Below are 20016 nucleotides of genomic sequence, written 5' to 3'. Positions count from 1 at the left end.
ATAGTCAATTCCCGGGCAGGATGGCTTGGATGCGGGACGTCGTTCACCACCCGTAGAAGCGCGGCCATGCGTGTACGGTGCCGTCTTCGCCGATAGCCTGATATTCGGGATGTTGCGCGCCGGTGGCGCATGCGTGATTCGGCAGGATGCGCAGGCGCGTTCCGATCGGAAACCGCTGCGCAATGCCCGTGTCGGGCGAGCCCGCGCGCGACACGATGCCGTGCTCCTGGTTCGCTGCGCTCACGACGTAGTCGCCGAGCACTTCGCCGTCTTCGGTGCAGACCTGCCCGTAGCCGAAATCGCGCGCCTGTCGCTGCGTTCCTCGATCGCGGCTCATCGCCATCCAGCCCGCGTCGACGATCGCCCAGCCTTTTTCTTCCTGATGCCCGATGACGGTCGTCAGCACCGACAACGCGATGTCGGACAGCTCGCACACGCCGACGTTGTGCATGACGAGGTCGAACAGCACATACACGCCGGCGCGAACCTCGGTGACACCGTCGAGGTTTTCCGCCGACAGCGCAGTCGGCGTCGAACCGATACTGACGACCGGGCAGGGGAACCCGGCGCCCCTGAGGCGCGCCGCGGCCCGCACGGTGCGGCTGCGTTCCTGTTCGGCGATCGCCACCAGCGCGTCCCGCGAGTTGTAGTCGTAGCTGGAGCCGGCGTGAGCGAGCACCCCTCCCAGTATCATTCCGCCGTCGACCAGTGCGCGACCCACGTCGATCAGCAGATCGCCTTCGGGCGGGACGCCCGAGCGATGGCCGTCGACGTCGACCTCGATCCAGACTTCGAAGCACTCGCCGTGCTCGCGTCCGAATTCGGCGATTGCGTGCGCGGCCTGCAGGCTGTCGGCGACGATCTTCAGGTCGCAGCCCTGCCGGCGTAGCGCAAGCGCCTGGCTCAGCTTCGCGGGCACCATGCCGACCGCATAGACGATGTCCCGGACACCGCTCGCGAAGAACTGCTCGGCTTCCTTGAGCGTCGACACCGTGATGCCCTGCGCACCCGCCGCGATTTGCGCGTCGACGACTTGCCGGCATTTGGTGGTCTTGACGTGCGGCCGGAACCTGACGCCGAGTGCGTCCAGATGCGCCTGCATGCGGTCGATGTTGCGACGCATGCGGCCGACATCGATCAATGCGGCCGGGGTGTTGAGGGTTTGAATGTCCACGATGCGTTGCCTCGGAGTGTTGCCGACGCGAACACTGTAGGGCAACCGACGGTCACGATGTTTAACGCGTGACTAATCCATCATTAAGCAACGTTTAATTGAGAATGAATCTCCCGGACCGTGGCGCGGTTCATGCCTTGCCGCGCCACGGCGGCGGATCGAGGAACTGCCGCGCGGCTTCGACAAAAACCCGTTGCCGCGCGGATCGGCCGGTGCGCGACGGCAACAGCGCCGTGACAGGCGCGGGCGGCAGGCTCCAGTCGGGCAGCAACCGGACGAGCTTGCCGTTCGCCAGCAGCGGGGCGACGTCCCATTCCGAGCGTTCCACGATCCCGAGCCCGGCCAAGGCCCAATCGGTGATGACGGTGCCGTCATTGGACGACAGCGCACCCGTGACGCGGATCACGGTGGACCGCCGGAACTCGCGTCGACCGTCGCCGCTCGGCGAGAAGCGCCATCGCGGGATGTCCTCGTCGTTTTCGCGCAGGCACAGGCAGTCGTATCGCGCGAGGTCGGACGGATGATTCAGTTCCTTGATGCGACGCGCGTAGCCGGGGCTCGCGCACAGGAAGCGCTCGTTGGGCGCGAGCGGATACCCGATCCATGAAGACGACTTGAGGCGGCCGACGTGCACGACCACATCGGCCGCCGACGCGCTCGTCAACGGGCTCTCCGACAGGTGGAGCGAAATCTCGAGCTTCGGATGCGCGCGTTGCACGTCACGCACGATCCGCGCGACGTACTTGCGCCCGAAGCCGAACGGCGCGACGACGCGCAGCGTGCCTTGCACGTCGCCGTGGTCGCCCGAGATGCTGACCGGCAGCGCCTCCACGCGCTCGAGGATATCGACGGCTTCCTGGTACAGCCGTTGTCCTTCGTCGGTCAACGCGATCCCTTTCGACTGCCGCACGGCGAGCCGCGCGCTCAATCGCGCCTCCATTCGCTGCAGGCGAATCGTGACCGCGGGCGGCGTGAGATCGAGCAGGCGCGCCGCAGCGGCCAATGAGCGCGACGCGCCGATCGCGCGAACGAGTCGAAGGTCGTCGAGATCGAGCATTTCATGTCTCTTAATGCCGGTGTTGCCGAGCATTAAACCGCACATCACGCCGCGAATCCATCGATGCGGCGAAATGCCGGCGCGGATTCGGGCAACGGGGCTCGACGCCGTGATCGCGCCGCTGATGCTCACGAACGTCTATACGATGGCCGGCTCGCCGTCGGCCGCGTTGATCGTGCTGCTTGTGCTCGCGTGCCGGGGCCGGTCGCGCGGCCGGCCGGTGGTGGATCAACGGGCACGAGACGCGGCGGATTTCGCTGGAAGAGTGCAGCACGGAGGGCGGTGCGGAACCGGCAGCGGATGCGGCGGCGCGCGTCTCGTGATCTCCGGCTGCACGCCGCGTCACGCGTGCAGCCCGAAAATCAGCGACCGATGCGCGGCGATCCCCGCCGTCACGCCGGATGCCGACGCGAACGTCGCGTTGGTCATCGGTGTCGACGCGTCGCCGGCCGCGAATACCCCTGCGACGCTCGTCTGCTTCCACGTATCGACTCGGACGACCGGGCCGAGCGGCCCTTCGTCGAACTCGCAACCGAGCTGCTCCGAGAGATCGCTCGCCATCACCGTGCGCGCGCCGACGAACAGCGCATCGATCGGCACGACCTGCCCGTCGGCGAGCCGCAGCGCTTCGATACGCGGTGCGTCGCCAAGAATTTCAACGACCGGCGATCGCTCGATGCGCACGCCGCGCGCGTCGAGCAGCGCGGCTTCTTCGTCATTCGCTTCGACCACGCCTTGCGTGAACCACGTCGTCGGGCCCCAGTCCGGAATCAGGATCGCCTGATGCACGGAAAGCGGATGCGTGGCGAGCACGCCGAGCCGCTGGCCGCTCACCTCGTATCCATGGCAATACGGACAATGCAGCACGCTGACGCCCCAGCGTTCCGCGAGCCCCGGCAGCGCGGGCAGTTCGTCGCGGATGCCGGTCGCGAGAATCAGCCGGTCGGCGCTCGCGCGGCTGCCGTCCGACAGCGTCACGTGGAAGCGGCCGTCCGCATCGCGCTCGGCCGTGCTCACTTCGCCGTCGAGCCGCTGCACGGTCGGATACGCGTCGAGTTGCGCGACGGCTTCGGCAACGATCTGCGCGGGCGGCTTGCCGTCCTGCCCGAAAAAGCCGTGCGCGTGTTCGGCAAAGCGGTTGCGCGGCCGGCCCGCGTCGATCACGAGCACGCGGCGTCGCGCCCGCGCCAGCTGCATCGCGGCCGACAGCCCCGCAAAGCTGCCGCCGACCACGATCACTTCATGATGGTTATGCATGCATCCGCTCCTGTTCCTGGACCTGCGTGAATGACGGACGTGTCCCGATGGCGGCCAACTCATGAAACACGAGAAGTTGCATGATAGGGCGATGGTATCATTCATGCAACTTCAGAAGTTTCGAGAGAGTGGAGCACCGCCCGTGAGAACCGACAGCCGTTTGTCGCGCATGCTGCATGCGCTGATCCACATGGACCAGGCCGACGGCCCGCTGACGTCGGAGGCGATCGCGACGATGCTGTGCACGAATCCGGTCGTCGTGCGGCGCCTGCTCGGCGGCTTGCGCGACTGCGGCTACGTGCAGTCGGAGAAAGGGCACGGCGGCGGCTGGGTGCTGAGCGTCGCGCTCGACGACATCACGCTGCTCGACGTCTATCGCGCGGTGGGCGAGCCGCCGCTGTTCTCCGATCTGGTGCCCGAGGACGAGCCCGAATGCCTGGTCGAACAGGCCGTCAACGCGCACCTGGCGGCGACACTGAAGGACGCCGAAGCGTCGCTGCTGGCGCGCTTCGGCGAAGTCACGCTCGGCATGCTGTCGCGCGATTTCGAAGCGAAGGCCGCGCTGCGGGGCTACACGCGCTGACGCGCCGCAGCATCCCGATCGATCGCGCCTGACATGCAATCCGGCGCGATCCGACGCGGCCCAAGCCGACGTGCCGCGATGTTCTGTCCCCCAACTTCTGCCCGGTTCGCCCGCCACAGGGCAAAATACGGGTTTTCCGCACCCGCGAGGGCGCGTCCGAATCACGCGCCGGGCGGCGGTTGTGCGCATAACGCACGCCGCCACCGGGCGCCCAGGCAAGATTGCTCGCCGTGTCGCGAGCCCACAGGAGTCCAGACCCCATGCCCGAATCCAACCTGTCCTTCTTCGGCCGGCTGTCGCTTGCCGTCGGCACGTTCTTCTCCGTGCTCGGCAACCGCGAGTTCGCGGCCGGCGTGCTGCGCGTGCGCGATGGCGCCCCGGCACCGGTCGCGCCGACCCCGACCCCGGCTGCCGCGCCCGTTGCGCCGGCTCCCGCACCCGTGAAGGCGCCGGCCCCCGAACTGCGCGAAGCGAGCCCGCAGGCCGCGCTGCAACTGCTCGGCCTGCTGCAGCGCGATGCGCGCTTCATCGACTTCGTCGAGGAAGACATCGCCGGCTACGCGGATGCCGACATCGGCGCGGCCGCGCGCCTCGTGCACGACGGCTGCCGTGCGGCGCTGCGTGAGCACTTCACGATCGTGCCGGTGCGCGACGAAGCCGAAGGCAGCCGCGTGACGCTGCCGGCCGGCTTCGACGCGACGGCCGTGCGCGTGACGGGCAACGTGGTCGGCTCGGCGCCGTTCACGGGCACCGTCAGCCATCGCGGCTGGCGCGTCGCCGACGTGCGCCTGCCGAAGCTGACGGGCAGCCACGACGCATCGGTGGTCGCACCGGCGGAGGTGGAACTGTGAGCGATCCGCGCTATTCGATCGGTATCGACCTCGGTACGACCCACTGCGCGCTGTCGTACGTCGACAGCACCGCCAGCGACGGCGAAAAAATCACGCAGCAGGTGCTGCCGATCGCGCAGCTCACCGCGCCCGGCGCGCTGGAGTCGCGCGACCTGCTGCCGTCGTTCCTTTATCTGCCGCATGAAAGCGAACTGACGCAGGGCGACCTGACGCTGCCGTGGACCACGTCGCGCAACTTCGCGGTCGGCGAGATGGCGCGCACGCGCGGCGCGGGCACGCCGATCCGCCTCGTGTCGAGCGCGAAAAGCTGGCTGTGCCACCCGGGCGTCGATCGCCGCGCGGCGATCCTGCCGAGCGATGCGCCGCCCGAGGTATCGCGCGTGTCGCCGCTGGAAAGCTCGATCCGCTACCTGACGCACCTGCGCGAAGCGTGGGACCACGCGCATCCGGATGCACCGTTCGCCGACCAGGACGTGACGGTGACGATCCCCGCATCGTTCGACCCGGCCGCGCGCGAACTGACGGCCGAGGCCGCGCGCGCCGCCGGCTACACGCGGATGACGCTGCTCGAGGAGCCGCAGGCGGCGCTCTATAGCTGGATCCAGAAGAGCGAAGGCGGCTGGCGCAAGCAGGTGCAGGTCGGCGACCTGATCCTGTGCGTCGACGTCGGCGGCGGCACGACCGACCTGTCGCTGATCGCGGTGGTCGAGCGCGACGGCAATCTCGAGCTGCATCGCGTGGCGGTCGGCGAGCACATCCTGCTCGGCGGCGACAACATGGACCTCGCGCTCGCGCACGTGGTCGCGCGCAAGCTCGCGCAGCAGGGCACGCAGGCCGATCCGTGGCAACTGCGCGCGCTCACGTACGCATGCCGCGCCGCGAAGGAAACGCTGCTGTCCGACCCGACGACCGACGCGGTGCCGCTCGTCGTGCCGAGCCGCGGCTCGAAGCTGATCGGCGGTTCGATCCGCACGGAGCTCACGCGTGCGGAACTCACGCAGACGATTCTCGAAGGCTTCTTCCCGCAGGTCGATGCGGCCGCGCGCCCGGTGAGCCGCGCGCGCGTCGGCCTGACGCAGCTCGGCCTGCCGTATGCGCAGGACGCGGGCATCCCGCGCCACCTCGCGGCGTTCCTCGGCCGCCAGGTCGCGGCGCTCGACACGCTCGAAGGCGTGCAGCGCACGCTGCCGCAGGGCGCGACGTTCCTGCATCCGACGGCCGTGCTGTTCAACGGCGGCGTGTTCAAGTCGGCGCTGCTCACGCAGCGCGTGCTCGATACGCTCAACAGCTGGCTGGCCGCCGAAGGCGCGCCGCCCGCGCGCCTGCTCGAAGGCGCCGATCTCGATCTCGCGGTCGCGCGCGGCGCGGCTTATTACGGCTTCGTGAAGCGCGGCCGCGGCGTGCGCATTCGCGGCGGCACGGCGCGTGCGTACTACGTCGCGATCGAATCGGCGATGCCCGCGGTGCCGGGGCTCGAACCGCCGGTGCAGGCGCTGTGCGTCGCGCCGTTCGGGATGGAGGAAGGCTCGGACGCGGCGCTGCCGCCGCAGGAGTTCGGCCTCGTCGTCGGCGAACCGGTGCAGTTCCGCTTCTTCGGTTCGTCGGTGCGCCGCCAGGATCAGGTCGGCACGCTGCTCGACTACTGGTCGCCGGAAGAATTGCAGGAGCTCGAGGAAATCCAGGCGACGCTGCCCGCCGAAGGGCGCACGACCGGCGAGGTCGTGCCGGTGAAGCTGCATGCGCGCGTGACCGAAGCCGGCACGCTCGAACTCGAGGCGATCCCGAGCGGCACGAACGAGCGCTGGAAGGTCGAGTTCGACGTGCGCGGCGCCGCCTGAGCGCGATGAAGCGCTATACGGTCGGCATCGACCTCGGCACGAGCAATACGGTCGTCGCATACGTCGAGGCCGGCTCCGACGCGATCCGCGTGTTCGACGTCGAGCAGCTCGTCGGCCCCGGCGCGGTGGCCGCGCAGCCGCTGCTGCCGTCGGTGCGCTATCACCCGGCGGCCGGTGAACTCGCGGCGGACGCGTTGAGGTTGCCGTGGCAGGCTGCCGGCACGCGCGACGCGGCCGCCCGTTCAGGCGGCGGCGGGGCAGTCGGTCGTGACGGCGGCGCTGGTGACGCGCTGCCGCCCGTGATCGGCCGGTACGCACGCACGCTCGGCGCTCAGGTGCCGGGCCGGCTCGTGACGAGCGCGAAGAGCTGGCTGTCGCACGCATCGGTCGACCGGCTCGCGGCGATCCTGCCGTGGGGCGCGGCCGACGGCGTCGACAAGGTATCGCCGGTCGACGCGAGCGCGAGTTATCTCGCGCATGTGCGCGACGCGTGGGATGCCCGTTTTCCCGATGCGCCGCTCGCGAAGCAGGACGTGATCCTGACGGTGCCCGCGTCGTTCGACGACGGCGCGCGCGCGTTGACGGTCGAGGCCGCGCGGCGCGCGAAGCTGCCGGCGCTGCGGCTGCTGGAAGAGCCGCAGGCCGCGTTCTACGACTGGCTGTACGGCCAGCGCGAGACGTTGCGCGACACCTTCGCCAATGCGCGGCGCGTGCTGATCTGCGACGTCGGCGGCGGCACGACCGACCTCACGCTCGTCGATGTCGCACCGGGCGACGACGGCGAGCCGACCTTTACGCGCGTCGGCGTCGGCAACCACCTGATGCTCGGCGGCGACAACATGGACCTCGCGCTCGCGCGCCTGGTCGAGACGCGGCTGACCGAACCCGGCACGCGGCTGTCCGCTGCAAGCCTGTCGCAGCTCGTCGAGCGCTGCCGTGCCGCGAAGGAGCGGCTGCTCGGCGACGATGCACCGGCGTCCGTCACCGTCACGCTGCTCGGCGCGGGCAGCAAGCTCGTCGGCGGCGCGCGCTCGGCCGAGCTGACGCGGCAGGAAGTCGAACAGATCGTCGTCGACGGTTTCTTTCCGCAGGTCGAGGCCGGCGAACTGCCGCGCCGTGCGCGGGCCGCGATCGTCGAATTCGGGCTGCCGTATGCGAGCGACCCTGCCGTCACGCGGCACGTCGCCGCGTTCCTGAACCGTCATGCGGAAGGCCCGCTGCCCGACACGCTGCTGCTCAACGGCGGCGTGTTCCGCGCGGGCGCGCTTGCCGGTCGTCTCGCGCAGACGCTCGGCGCGTGGCGCGGCGCGCCGCTCGACGTGCTGCACAACGCGCATCCGGACGTGGCTGTCGCGCGCGGCGCGGCGGCCTACGGGCTCGCGCGCGCCGGGCATGCGCCGCGCATCGGCGGCGGCTCCGCGCGCAGCTATTTCCTCGTGCTCGACGACGGCGCCGGCGACGCAGCCGCGCGCGGCGTCTGCCTGCTGCCGCGTGGCGCGGAAGAGGGCCGGGAGATCCGGCTCGAGGATCGTACCTTCGCGCTGCAGCTCGGGCAGCCGGTGCGTTTCCACCTCGTGTCGACGGTGGCCGAGACCGCGTACCGGCCCGGCGATCTCGTCGAACTCGACGGCGGCGATTTCGTGCGGCTGCCGCCGATCGCGACGGTCGTCGAACGGCAGGCGAGCAGCGATGCGCGCGAAACGCCGGTGAAGCTCACCGCGTCGCTGACCGAGGTCGGCACGCTCGAAATGCATTGCATCGCGACCGACGACGCGTCACGCCGCTGGCGGCTCGAATTCCAGTTGCGCGGCGACGCGCCGGTACAAGGCGGCGACGATGCGCCCGCGCGGCATCCGCGTCTCGACCAGGCCATCGAGCTGATCGAGCGCTCGTTCGGCAGCAAGGCCGCGGATGTCACGCCGAAGGACACGCGCCGGCTGCGCGCTCAACTCGAACAGGTGCTCGGCGCGCGCGAGGAATGGGACGTCGCGCTCGCGCGCGAACTGTTCGACGCGTTGCTTGCGCGGGCGCGGCGGCGCCGGCGCTCGGCCGATCACGAACGCGCATGGCTGAACCTCGCCGGGTATTGCCTGCGTCCGGGCTTCGGCCATCCGCTCGACGCGTGGCGCATCGAGCAGCTGTGGCCGCTGTTCGACGACGGGATTCAATACGTGAACGACGGGCAGGTGTGGTCCGAGTGGTGGACGCTGTGGCGGCGCGTGGCCGGCGGCCTCGACGACGATGCGCAGACGCAGGTGCGCGACGCGATCGCGTTCCTCGAACCGTCCGACGACAAGCGGCGCAAGCTGCCGTTCGATCCGGGCAAGGTCGGCCCGGCCGACATGACGCGGCTGTCCGCTTCGCTCGAACGGTTGCCCGTCGAGCGCAAGATCGAGCTGGCCGAGCGCCTGATCGTGCAGTTGCAGAAGCCGGCCGACCGTGCGCTGTCCGCATGGGCGCTCGGGCGCATCGGGGCGCGCCGGCCGTTCTACGGCAGCGCGCACAGCGTCGTGCCGGCCGACGTCGCGAACGGCTGGCTCGACGCGCTGTTCGCGCTCGACTGGAAGCAGGTCGAGCCGGCCGCGTTCGCGGCCGCGCAGATCGCGCGGATGACCGGCGACCGTTCGCGCGACCTGCCGGACGATACGCGCGACGCGGTGATCAAGCGTCTGTCGGCCGCGAATGCGTCGGCCGCATGGATCGACATGGTGCGCGAAGCGATTGCTTTCGACGAAGCCGACACGGTACGCGTGTTCGGCGAAACTCTACCGGCCGGGTTGAAGCTGCTGGCGGGGTAAGCTGCGCGGCGGGTTCCGGTATCGTTCGGATGCCGGAGCATTCCGCGGCGTTGCCGATGCGGGCCGACGCTCGTCGATTCAATGCCCCGTCGAACAAGAAAACGGCTGCCGTTGCATCGCATCGGCTGCCGTTTGCGCTTTGTGAGCCTGCCGGTCAGATTTGCGGCGTCGTCTCGCGCGGCAATGAGGCCGATTCCGCGGCGATCGCATCCGGCGCCGTCGCCCGCCGCGCGAGATGAATCCCCGCGAGCATGCAGCGCACCGACCCGCCCGCCAGTTCGATCGTCGGCACGTCGAGCGGCAGCAGCCGCGCGGAGCGCTCGATCGTCGCGCGCTGGCCAGGTGCGAGGCAATCGAACGCACGCCGCGACAGCGCGAGCACGCGGCCGTTTGTTCCTGACAATTCCAGCGTATTGCCCGCGAAGTTCGCGATCTGCGACTGATCGAGCGCGATCACCGCGCGTCCCGTTTCGGTCAGGCGTTGCGCGATCTCGGCGCGGCGCCGGCTGTCGGCGATCAGGTCGAGGCCGACCATCGCGAACTCCGTCGCGACGCTCATCATCACGTTCGTGTGATAGATCGGGCGCCCGTCGGCATCGGCCGTATCGAAGCAGATCGGCTCGAAATTGAAGTGCGTGCAGAAGCGTTCGAGCGCGACCGGATCGGCGCGGCGCGAACGCGCGGCGTACGCGATCCGCGCGACGTGGTCGAGCACCATCGCGCCCGTGCCTTCCAGGAATACGTCGTCGTATTCGAGACCCGAATAGTCGATCATGTCCTGCACGCGATACTCGGCCTTCAGCATCTCGACGATTTCCGCGCGCCGCTCGCGGCGGCGGTTCGGGCTGTGCATCGGATACAGCGCGACGTGGCCGCCCGGATGCGTCGAGAACCAGTTGTTCGGGAACACGGAATCGGGCGTGTCGCGCTCGCCGCGATCGTCGAACACGTGCACGCGCACGCCCGCATCGGCGAGCGTTTGCGCGGCGGCCGTGACTTCGTCGCGCGCGGCGGCGGACACCGACGACGTGTCGGCCATGCCGCCGGCGGCCATGCGCTGGAACGCGTTGTCGGCCGCGGTCTGCGGGTTCGGCAGGAAGCGATGCGGCCGGATCATCACGACGGCGGCCGGCGCCTGGATCGATACGAGATTCATGGAAGGCAGGAGCGAAAGGCAGGGAACCGGGCAGCGCACAGGCCGCCCGGCGATGACGGTCAGCGCGCGAATGCGGCGACGGCTTCGGTGACGAATGCCGCGTGACCCTGCGCGATCGCAGCCGGGTCGTCGATCAGCGCGAACAGGTTCTTCGGGTCGACGGCCGGCGGAATCAGCGCGATCTCGATACCCGCGTTGTGTTGTTGCGCGAGCGCGTACAGATAGCGCAGCGCCGAGTAATCCTCGAGCGCGAAGCCGACCGAGTCGAACACCGTGACTTCGTCCGCGCGTTCGCGGCCGCTCGTCTCGCGCTGCAGCACGCGCCACAGCTCGGTGACGGGGAAGTCGGCCGGCATCTGCTGGATCTCGCCCTCGATGCGCGACTGCGGCTCGAATTCGACGAACACGCGGCCCGCGTGCAGCACGCCTGCTTCGAGCTCGGTCTTGCCGGGGCAATCGCCGCCGACCGCGTTCACGTGCATGCCGGGCTCGATCATGTCGGCCGTGACGATCGTCGCGTACGCCTTGTCGGCGGTGACGGTCGTCACGATGTCGGCGCCGCGCACGGCGTCGGCGGTCGACGCGGCGCGCACCACGCGCAATTCAGGGTATGCGGCGAGGTTCTGCACGAGCTTGTCGGTTGCGAGCGGATCGATGTCGAACACGCGGATTTCGTCGATGCCGAGCAGCGTATGGAACGCGATCGCCTGGAATTCGCTTTGCGCGCCGTTGCCGATCAGCGCCATCGTGCGCGCGTCGGGCCGTGCGAGTACCTGCGCGGCGAGCACCGACGTGGCGGCCGTGCGCAGCGCGGTCGTCAGCGTGAGTTCGGCGAGCAGCAGCGGGTAGCCGGTATCGACTTCGGCGAGCGCGCCGAATGCCATCACCGTGTGCATTCCGCGCGCCGCGTTGACGGGGTGGCCGTTTACGTACTTGAACGCGAACAGCGACGCGTTCGCGACGGGCATCAGCTCGATCACGCCGTCGCGCGAGTGGCACGCGACGCGCGGCGACTTGTCGAAATCGGCCCAGTGCAGGTAATCGGCGCGCAGCGTGTCGACGAGTTCGCGCAGGAACGTCGTGACGCCGGTCCTGGCGATCAGGCGGGCGGTGGCGGGAACGTCGAGGAAGCGAGTCATCGGTCTGTCTCCATTGTCTTTGCCGGTACGGGTGTCCTGGCATTCCGGTCGGCCGGGCGGCGCTTAGGCTCGGGCGCGGGCTTGCTGAAAAGCGGCGGCGCGGCGTATTCGGCCGGTCGATGGAGTCATTATTTCCGGGAGTCGAGCCAACAAAAAGACAGCAAAAGTGGCAGATTTATCGGTAGACTTGGCAAAATGCTAGCCATATCTGGCAGTTTGTCGGGTTTGCGCTGATCGGAATGCGCAGCCTCCGGCACGCTGGCGGCCGGCTCACGCTCAACAAGAAGGCCTCTTCATGATCACGCTCGACGACGTCGACCGGCAGCTCATCGCGCTGCTGCGCGACAACGCGCGACTGCCCGTCGTCGCGCTGGCGAAGGAATTGCGCGTCGCGCGCGCGACCGTGCAGAACCGGCTGACGCGGCTGGAGAAAAACGGCGTGATCGTCGGTTATACGGTGCGGCTCAAGCCGGCGGCCGAACGGCACCGGATCCGCGCGCTGATGTCGATCGCGGTGCAGGGCAATCGCGGCGCGGAAGTGGTGAAGGTGCTGCGCGGGCATCCGAACGTCGCGTCGATCCACAGCACCAACGGGCGCTGGGATCTCGTCGCCGAATTGCATGCCGATTCGCTCGAGCATTTCGATCGCGTGCTCGGCGCGATCCGGTTGATCGACGGGATTGCGAGTACCGAGACGAGTATTTTGTTGTCGACGCACAAGGCGTGACACGGGCCGGGCCCGCGACGGGAGGTCGGCATGAAGCGCCCTTGCGAGACTGGCCGGCGCCCGTCGATTCCCGTCAACCGAACGTGTCGACGCGCGCCCGCCAGTCGCTTCGCGAAAACGACTCCGTCAGAAACTCGACGAACGCACGCACCTTCGGTGGCGTGAGGCGCGCGTGCGCGTAGTACACGTAGATCGTGCCGCCCATCGCCGGATAGCGCGTGAGCACGCGCACGAGCCGGCCTTCGTCGAGATGCGGCAGCACATGATGCGCGCCGAGCCGCGCGAGCCCCATGCCTGCCACGGCCGCATCGCAGATGGCGTCGAGATCGGTCAGCACGACGCGTCCGTCGATCGGAACCGTCACCGTTTCGCCATTCACCGTGAACGCCCAGTCGCGCACGCGGCCCGTCGTCGCTGAGCGCAACCGGATGCAATCGTGGCGCGACAGCTCGGCGAGCGTCGCCGGTTCGCCGTGCTTCGCCAGATACGCGGGGGATGCGACCGTCAGCAACCGGATCGGCACCAGCTCGCGCGCGACGACGTTTGCGTCGTCCTCGACACCCGAGCCGATCGCGGCGTCGAAGCCTTCCTTCACCAGATCGACGTGGCGGTTCTCGAGGCTCCAGTCGAGCCGGAGATCCGGAAAGCGTTCGAGAAACGCCGGCATCAGCGGCAACACGTACTGGCGCCCGAACCCGGGCGCGATGCTGATGCGCAGCGTGCCGGCGGGGCGCGCGTCGCGCTCGGTCAGGGTCGCCATCGCCTGGCTCAGCGCGTTGGCCGCCGCCGACGTTTCGGCGTACAGCCGTTCGCCGGCCTCCGTCAGCGTGAGGCTGCGCGTCGTGCGGCGGAACAGCCGCGCGCCGAGGCTGCGCTCCAGTTTCGCGACATGCTTGCTGACGGCCGCAGGCGTGACGCCCAGCCGGCTGGCCGCCGCGGAGAAGCTGCCGGCTTCCACGGTCCGGAGAAAGCTTTCCAGCACACGCAGATCGTTCATGACGATTCGATCGAAAGCGTTGAAATTAATTCGACAGATTATGGACTATTCGGCATGAATGGGCGCGACTAGGATGATGTTCGTCGGGTCGTGTTCCGCGGACAGGCGGCGCATGTTCAGCTACCCGCGACGAACGCGAACGGGCGCGGAGCTGCTTGCGCGCCAGCACGGCAGCCATGGCGGCTTCGCATGTCGAGGCGGTCGTCGCGGTCCGGCAATACGGCGCGAATTCCATTTGCGATCAGGAGATACATCATGTCCCAGACCATTCTCGTGACCGGCGCGACCGGGAACATCGGGCGCGAACTCGTCGTGCAACTGAAGGCGGCCGGCGCGCATGTGATCGCCAGCTCGAACAGCGGCAGGGCGGTCGAAGGTGTCGAAACGCGCCGCGCGGATCTCGCCGACGCCGCGAGCCTGGCGCATGCGTTCCAGGGCATCGACACGCTGTTCCTGTTGCTGCCGCTGCAGGCCGACATGGTGACGCTGGCCGGCAATGCGGTTGCGGCGGCCAAGGCGGCCGGCGTCACGCATATCGTCCGCTCGTCCGGCGCGGGCGCCGATGCCGCGTCGCCGGTCGCGATCGGGCGCGTGCAAGGCGAGATCGACCGGCTCGTGATGGAGTCGGGCATCGCATACACGATCACGCGGCCCAACTGCTTCATGCAGAACTTCGTGACGTACTACGCGGGCATGATTCGCGACGGCGCGCTGTATCTGCCGCAGGGCGACGGGAAGGTGTCGTTCGTCGACGTGCGCGACATCGCCGCCGTCAATGCGACGATCCTGCGGCACCCGGCCGATCATGCCGGCCGGATCTACGAGCTGACGGGCGGCGAAGCATTGTCGAACGCCGATGTGGCAGCACGGATCGGCACGGTGCTCGGGCGCAAGGTCGAGTATGTGCCGGTGACGGACGATGCGGCGATCGCGTCGATGCGCGCCGCAGGTGCCGACGCGTGGTCGATCGATGTGCTGATGAGCCTGAACCGGATGATCGCGGCCGGCGAGGCGGCTGCCGTCAGCGCCGACGTGCAGGCGCTGCTCGGACGGGCGCCGATCGCGTTCGAGCGGTTCGTTGCGGATTACGCAGGAAGCTGGCGCTGAGCGGAGTCGACGCCGCGCAGGTGCGGCGGCCTCCGCGCCGGCACGCGCGATGCACGTCGGGTTCGTGCGTTGGGCGTCGTCGACGCATCGCATGATCGATGTGTCGGGCGACACCCGGGCAGCGTATGCGGTCGGGTGCGCATCGCCGTATCAGGCGTCGATTGCCGATTCCGGAAACACCGGCTCCCCCAGCGTCAGCATCAACCGGTTCGCCCACGCGAAGATCGTGATCGCGTGCGACAGATCGAGAATGTCCTCATGCGTCAGCCCTTCGGCTTCGAGCGCGGCGATGTCGTCCGCGTCGACCGTGTCGGGCCGTTCGGTCAGCGCGATCGTGTAACGCACGATCGCGCGTTCGCGTGCCGTCGTGCCGGCCGTCGCCGGATCGTCGAACACCTGCTCGATCGCATCGGTGCGTTTCGCGAGCTGTGCGAAGCGCTGCGCATGCACCGACGCGCAATACACGCAGCCGTTCACGCGCGACACGGCCGTGCTGGCGAGTTCGCGCTCCGCGCGCGACAGCCCGCCGGGGCCGTACATGATCGCGTTGAACACGCCCGAACGCTGCCGCAGGATTTCGGGCAGGTGGACGAGCAGCAGGTAGTAGTCGGACGTTTTCGCGTGCGGGTGGCTCGCTTCGAGCACCGCAAGCTGATCGGGCGTCGCGGTATCGAGCGATACCGTATCGAGCCAGGCGCGCCAGCCGAGTGTGGCGGACGTGAAGCCGTGCGCGGTTGCCGTCATGCAGCCTCCTTTGCGACGCGTGCCTGAAGCGCTTGCACGGCAACCGCGACGCGCAACTGATACGCGACGAACGCAACGAGCTGCGACAGCGCGACGATCGCGGGCGTCGTGAGTCCGGCCGACTTCAGCGCATCGAGGTCGGCAGGGCGCGCATCGGCGGGCGCGTGTGTCAGAAGCCGCGCATGAGCGAGGATCGCGCGAAGGCGCGGGGCAAGCGCATCGAACGCATCGGCGTCGGCGCGCGCGATGTCCTCGGCGGTGCCGCCCGCATCGAGCAGCCGCGTGCGATACGTCGAGGCCAGCACCTGCACGTTCGATTTCTGCGCGACGTATCGTGCCGCATGCAGTCTTTCGACCAACGAAAGATCGGGCAACGCCGGATCGAACAGCGCGGCTTCGCTCAGCCGCGTATGGAGCAGCACCTTGTCGCGCGCGCGGCGCAGTGCGGTCACGGCATCGCCGTCGCGCAGGCCGGCCACCGCGTCGATCGTATCCGGCGCAGCGGCCGGCGTGATGGATTCAGTCATCGTTTCGGGTTCCCTTCGTCGTTCATGTGATCGATGAATGCGCGCTCATGCGTCGTCGTCGCGCCATTCGTCGCCTTGCAGCTCGGCATTCGCATACGCGACGAGTGCGTCGTAGTGCCGGTCGCGGTCGGTGTCGAACAGCCGGCTTGCGATGCCGCACGCCAGCCGTTTGGCGCCCGCGCTGATGGCCGGGATATCGCCGGACAGCTTGCCGTGGCTAAGGCTCGCCGCGTGGTTGAAGCAATGGATTTGCGTGACGGCCGGGCATGCGCCGCGTTCGCGTTCCTGGAACGCGAACGCGGGGCCGAGATCGGGCGATTCGGCGAGCTCGTCGAGCCATGCACCCGGTTCCGGTCGATAGCGATCCTTCCAGCGCCGCACGTGCTGCCCGAACGACGCGAATTCCGCGCGCGTCGTCCAGTCCGAATGAAAGCCCGTCGCGAAGATCAGGAAGTCGACGGTGTAGCGCCCGCGCGGCGTCGTCACGTCGAGGCCGTCCTCACGTTCGGCGAGCGTCTCGATCGGGCTGCCCGCATGAAAATGCGCGTGCTCGTGGCGCGACACGCGCAGCACGCTGTCGCGCGGCGGCGGCGTCTGCGACGTCAATGCGTAGTGCATGAAGCGCCACTTCGTCTCGTCGTCGAGATCGGCATAGCCGTGCACGAGTCCCGGGCTGCCGATGCCCGTCAGCTTGTTGATGCGCGGAATGTCCGCGCGGCGGAAGAACAGATCGACGCGCGCGGCGCCGGCTTCGAGCGCGGTGCCCGCATTGTCGAACGCGGACGCACCCGCGCCGACCACGCCGACGCGCTTGCCCGCGAGCGCCGCGAAATCGATCGGCTCGGACGAGTGCGCCCAGCGCGTGCGCGGTGCACGTTGCGCGACGGGCGGCACGTACGGGCCGCCGAGGCCGTCGCGGCCGGTCGCGAGCACGACGTGCCGCGCGAGCAGCGTCTGCGCTTCGCCGTTGCCGTGCACGTCGAGCGCGAGCAGCCCGTCGTCGCGCGGGCGCAGCGCGACGAGCGTCGTGTCGTTGCGCACCTGCAGGTCGAGCACGCGCCGATACCAGCGCAGGTAATCCATCCATTGCGCGCGTGGAATCTTGTAGAGCGCGTCCCACGCGTCGCGGCCGTATTGCGCCTCGAACCACGCGCGGAACGTCAGCGCGGGCAGGCCGAGCGCGGGGCCCGCGAGCTGTTTCGGCGAGCGCAGCGTGTCCATCCGCGCGAACGTGACCCATGGTCCTTCGTAGCCGGCCGGTGCGCGGTCGATCACGCACTGGTTGTCGATGCCGAGCAGGCGCAGTTCGGCGGATGCCGCGAGCCCCGCCATGCCGCCGCCGACGATCGCGACGTCGAGCACGCGCGTGCCGTCGGCCTCGCGCGGCGGCACCCACGACGGCGCGGGCAGGTCGAGCCAGCGAAGGTCTTGCGCGAGCCGCGCTTCGAGTGCGTCGAGCTGCGTCGTCATGCGGCCTCCGGGCGGGTGCGGCGTGCACGTGTCGAGCGAGGCGGGTTTGGTGCGCGCTCGCTGCGCAGCCGGTCGCCCCGCAGCAGCGCGTCGTGCGCGGCGGCGTCGTGAAAGGTCACGTCGTCGAGCAGCGCGCGCGTCGTGCGGTGCAGCGCGTCGAGCAACGCATCGACGGCCGCGGTGCGCGCCTTGCCGGCCGGCGTCGCGACACCGAACGCGAACGGGATGTCGACGTCGAGCGGGCGCGCGACGACGCCGTCCACCGGCAGCGCGACGCCCGTGGCCGGATCGACGATGCCGATCCCGATGCCCGCGCGCGCGGCCATCACCGCATTCAGCGACGCATTGGTTTCGATGAACACGCGCGCATCGACGCGCGCGGCCGCGAATGCCGCATCGATCCGCTGGCGCAGCCGGTGCCGGTTCGCGACTGTCACGATGCGGCGGCGCGCGAGATCGCGCAGCGCAATGCGCGGCTTCACCGCGAGCGGATCGCCGGCGGGCAGCACGGCGACGCATGGCGTCTGCGCGATCCAGTGCACGTCGAGCCCCGCGTGCGCCATCGGCAGCGTGACGACGCCGATATCCGCCGTGCCGGCCAGCACTTCATGCACGACGTGCTCGGCCGATTCGCTGCGCAACTGGTAGTGCGGTGCATGCGCGCCGTCGGGCAGCGCGGCGAGCGCGGCCGGCACGAGCGTGGCCGCGAGCGACGGCGTCGCCGCGATGCGCACGGGCTCGGCCGTTTCGTTTCCGAGCGCGCGTGCCCGCGCCTCGATCGCGCGCAGGCCGACCAGCGAGCGCTCGACTTCCTCGTACAGCAGGAACGCGCGCCGCGTCGGCGTGACGCGCGGGCCGTGCCGGTCGAACAGCGCGTAGCCGAGATCGGCTTCGAGCTCCTGGATCTGCCGCGTGACGGCCGGCTGCGAGCGGCCGAGCAGTTCGCCCGCGCCGGTCACGCTGCCGGCCGACATGACCGCGGAAAAGGCTTCGAGTTGATGCAGCTCCATGACGCGTTCCGATGATGCGATTTGCGCATTGTAGGAGTACGAGCATGCGCGATTCATATAATGATTTTTGCTATCGACAGCGCGAAAACTGCGAAGCGTGCGATCGATGCAGCGGCCGGCTGTGCGTGCATGCGCATCGGTTGCAAACTGTGCCGCGCGGGAAACCGCAATCGAATCAACGCGATGCGATGCACGCAGATGCACAGCACGATGCGCCGCATGCGAATGGCCGCCCGCGCGTGTCATCCGCTTCGCGCCGCGCGCGATATCGATATGCGCAAAACTTCGTTGGATCGCCCTGAGCCGGATGGTTACATGCCCTCACTCTTTTCGACTGACTGAAGGTGGGGGCGGCATGAACGTTTCGGGGAACGACGCACGCGGCGCATGGCGGCGCGTGCTGGGCACGGTGGCGACGCTCGCTGCCGCATGGGGCTTGTCGACATGCGGTGCGCTCGCGGCGGGCGTGTCGGGCGAGCCGGTCGTGGTCGGCGTGAGCGGGCCGCTTACGGGCCAGGACGCGCAATACGGCGAGCAATGGAAGCGCGGCTTCGATCTCGCGCTCGACGAGATCAACGGCAGCGGCGGCATTCACGGCCGGCCGCTCGCGATCGACTTCCAGGACAGCCGCAGCGATCCGCGCCAGGCAGTGGCGATCGCGCAGAAGTTCGTCGCCGATCCGCGCATCGCGATCGAGCTCGGCGATTTCTCCAGCGCGACGTCGATGGCCGCGTCGCCGATCTACCAGCGCGGGCAACTGATCCAGTTCGGCTTCACGAACTCGCACCCGGATTTCACGAAGGGCGGCGACTACCTGTGGAGCACCGCGCTGAGCCAGGCCGAGGAGCAGCCGCTGCTCGCGCGCTACGCGGTGAAGGAGCTCGGCTTCAAGCGGATCGCGGTGCTGTACCTGAACACCGACTGGGGCCGCACCAGCAAGGACATCTTCGCGAAGGCAGTGGCCGGGCTCGGTGCGCAGGTCGTCGCGGCCGAGGGCTACCAGCCGGCGGAGAAGGATTTCCGCTCGACGCTCGTGCGGATCGGCGCATCGAAGCCCGATTCGATCGTGCTGATCTCGTACTACGCGGACGGCGCGCAGATCGTGCGGCAGGCGCGCACGTCGGGCGTCACGCTGCCGATCGCGGCGGTCGGCTCCGTGTATTCGCCGAAATTCCTCGAACTGGGCGGCGCGGCCGTCGAGGGCGTCTATACGGAATCGAACTTCTTCCCGGCCGAACCGCGCCCCGAGGTGCAGGCGTTCGTGCAGCGCTATCGCGCGAAATTCCATGCCGATCCCGATTCGTTCGTTGCGCGCGCATACGACGCGCTGATCCTGTCGGCCGAGGTGCTGCGCCGCTACGGCACGACGCGCCAGGCCGCGCACGACGGTTTCGCGAAAGTGAGCGACGTGCCGAGCGTGATCTTCGGCAAGGTGCGCTTCGATCCGCAGACGCGCCGCGTCGCGGGCGCGCGCACCGTGTATCTCGTCGTGAAGCAGGGGCAGTGGGCGCTGTGGGACGGCGCGAAGCCGCAGCTCGCCGCGCGCTGATTCCGAATCAACCGCATGCAAGTGACGGACGC

General features: G+C 69.0%; 18 protein-coding genes. 8 read left to right on the top strand and 10 right to left on the bottom strand.

What is annotated here, in order from left to right:
* Positions 1-43: 43 nt before the first annotated feature.
* From GD429_RS09390 to GD429_RS09375, 3 genes are all read right to left on the bottom strand, one after another.
* Positions 44-1174 carry a DSD1 family PLP-dependent enzyme gene (locus GD429_RS09390; RefSeq protein WP_321574493.1) on the bottom strand — a complete coding sequence of 377 codons (1131 nt, stop codon included), beginning with the start codon at positions 1172-1174 and terminating at the stop codon, positions 44-46.
* A 130-nt stretch (positions 1175-1304) separates the two neighbouring features.
* Positions 1305-2264 (bottom strand): LysR substrate-binding domain-containing protein, encoded by a 960-nt coding sequence (locus GD429_RS09385; RefSeq protein ID WP_152856678.1) that lies wholly within the window; start codon positions 2262-2264, stop codon positions 1305-1307.
* 309 nt (positions 2265-2573) lie between these two features.
* Entirely contained in the window at positions 2574-3488 is a 915-nt protein-coding gene (locus GD429_RS09375) for an NAD(P)/FAD-dependent oxidoreductase (RefSeq protein WP_152856677.1), read from the bottom strand.
* 142 nt (positions 3489-3630) lie between these two features.
* Between GD429_RS09375 and GD429_RS09370 the strand changes: the two genes are divergently transcribed.
* From GD429_RS09370 to GD429_RS09355, 4 genes are all read left to right on the top strand, one after another.
* Positions 3631-4071, top strand: coding sequence for an Rrf2 family transcriptional regulator (locus GD429_RS09370; protein WP_321574492.1), 441 nt, complete (start codon positions 3631-3633; stop codon positions 4069-4071).
* Positions 4072-4331: 260 nt separating this feature from the next.
* Positions 4332-4922, top strand: a complete 591-nt coding sequence (locus GD429_RS09365; protein ID WP_152856675.1) for a DUF2760 domain-containing protein — start codon at positions 4332-4334, stop codon at positions 4920-4922.
* The gene (locus tag GD429_RS09360) at positions 4919-6760 is read left to right on the top strand and encodes an Hsp70 family protein (protein WP_321574491.1); all 1842 of its coding nucleotides are present in this window, start codon (positions 4919-4921) and stop codon (positions 6758-6760) included. The genes GD429_RS09365 and GD429_RS09360 overlap by 4 nt, the downstream gene beginning before the upstream one ends.
* Positions 6761-6765: 5 nt before the next feature.
* Positions 6766-9558 (top strand): Hsp70 family protein, encoded by a 2793-nt coding sequence (locus GD429_RS09355; RefSeq protein ID WP_152856674.1) that lies wholly within the window; start codon positions 6766-6768, stop codon positions 9556-9558.
* A gap of 154 nt (positions 9559-9712) precedes the next feature.
* On the opposite strand, the gene ctlX is transcribed toward GD429_RS09355, so the two are convergent.
* Together ctlX and GD429_RS09345 are read right to left on the bottom strand one after the other, a co-directional pair.
* Positions 9713-10714, bottom strand: coding sequence for a citrulline utilization hydrolase CtlX (gene ctlX / locus GD429_RS09350; RefSeq protein ID WP_227791600.1), 1002 nt, complete (start codon positions 10712-10714; stop codon positions 9713-9715).
* 59 nt (positions 10715-10773) lie between these two features.
* Complete coding sequence (locus GD429_RS09345; RefSeq protein WP_152856673.1) at positions 10774-11853, bottom strand: ornithine cyclodeaminase; 1080 nt, start codon at positions 11851-11853, stop codon at positions 10774-10776.
* Between the two features lie 295 nt (positions 11854-12148).
* Here GD429_RS09345 and GD429_RS09340 point away from each other — a divergent pair, with 295 nt between their 5' ends.
* Entirely contained in the window at positions 12149-12580 is a 432-nt protein-coding gene (locus GD429_RS09340; RefSeq protein ID WP_006753967.1) for an Lrp/AsnC family transcriptional regulator, read from the top strand.
* A gap of 73 nt (positions 12581-12653) precedes the next feature.
* On the opposite strand, the gene GD429_RS09335 is transcribed toward GD429_RS09340, so the two are convergent.
* Positions 12654-13577, bottom strand: coding sequence for a LysR family transcriptional regulator (locus tag GD429_RS09335; protein ID WP_152856672.1), 924 nt, complete (start codon positions 13575-13577; stop codon positions 12654-12656).
* A gap of 255 nt (positions 13578-13832) precedes the next feature.
* Between GD429_RS09335 and GD429_RS09330 the strand changes: the two genes are divergently transcribed.
* Positions 13833-14684 (top strand): NmrA family NAD(P)-binding protein, encoded by an 852-nt coding sequence (locus GD429_RS09330; RefSeq protein ID WP_152856671.1) that lies wholly within the window; start codon positions 13833-13835, stop codon positions 14682-14684.
* Positions 14685-14834: 150 nt separating this feature from the next.
* On the opposite strand, the gene GD429_RS09325 is transcribed toward GD429_RS09330, so the two are convergent.
* The 4 genes from GD429_RS09325 to GD429_RS09310 are packed head-to-tail and all read right to left on the bottom strand — an operon-like array spanning position 14835 to position 18435.
* Positions 14835-15428, bottom strand: a complete 594-nt coding sequence (locus tag GD429_RS09325) for a peroxidase-related enzyme (RefSeq protein ID WP_152856670.1) — start codon at positions 15426-15428, stop codon at positions 14835-14837.
* Complete coding sequence (locus GD429_RS09320) at positions 15425-15955, bottom strand: CMD domain-containing protein (RefSeq protein WP_152856669.1); 531 nt, start codon at positions 15953-15955, stop codon at positions 15425-15427. The genes GD429_RS09325 and GD429_RS09320 overlap by 4 nt, the downstream gene beginning before the upstream one ends.
* A 45-nt stretch (positions 15956-16000) precedes the next feature.
* A complete protein-coding gene (locus tag GD429_RS09315) occupies positions 16001-17425 on the bottom strand; it encodes an NAD(P)-binding domain-containing protein (RefSeq protein WP_152856668.1) in 1425 nt (474 codons plus the stop codon).
* A complete protein-coding gene (locus GD429_RS09310) occupies positions 17422-18435 on the bottom strand; it encodes a LysR family transcriptional regulator (protein WP_152856667.1) in 1014 nt (337 codons plus the stop codon). Before GD429_RS09310 ends, GD429_RS09315 begins: the two co-directional genes overlap by 4 nt.
* Before the next feature lie 60 nt (positions 18436-18495).
* Between GD429_RS09310 and GD429_RS40355 the strand changes: the two genes are divergently transcribed.
* Both GD429_RS40355 and GD429_RS09305 read left to right on the top strand, forming a co-directional pair.
* Positions 18496-18777, top strand: coding sequence for a hypothetical protein (locus tag GD429_RS40355; protein ID WP_193727083.1), 282 nt, complete (start codon positions 18496-18498; stop codon positions 18775-18777).
* Between the two features lie 13 nt (positions 18778-18790).
* Positions 18791-19984, top strand: a complete 1194-nt coding sequence (locus GD429_RS09305; protein WP_152856666.1) for an ABC transporter substrate-binding protein — start codon at positions 18791-18793, stop codon at positions 19982-19984.
* Positions 19985-20016 lie beyond the last annotated feature (32 nt).

The sequence above is a fragment of the Burkholderia sp. BE17 genome, assembly GCF_009362305.1.
Taxonomy (GTDB): Bacteria; Pseudomonadota; Gammaproteobacteria; order Burkholderiales; family Burkholderiaceae; genus Burkholderia; species Burkholderia pyrrocinia_C.
This window is presented reverse-complemented; position numbering and strand designations above follow the sequence as displayed.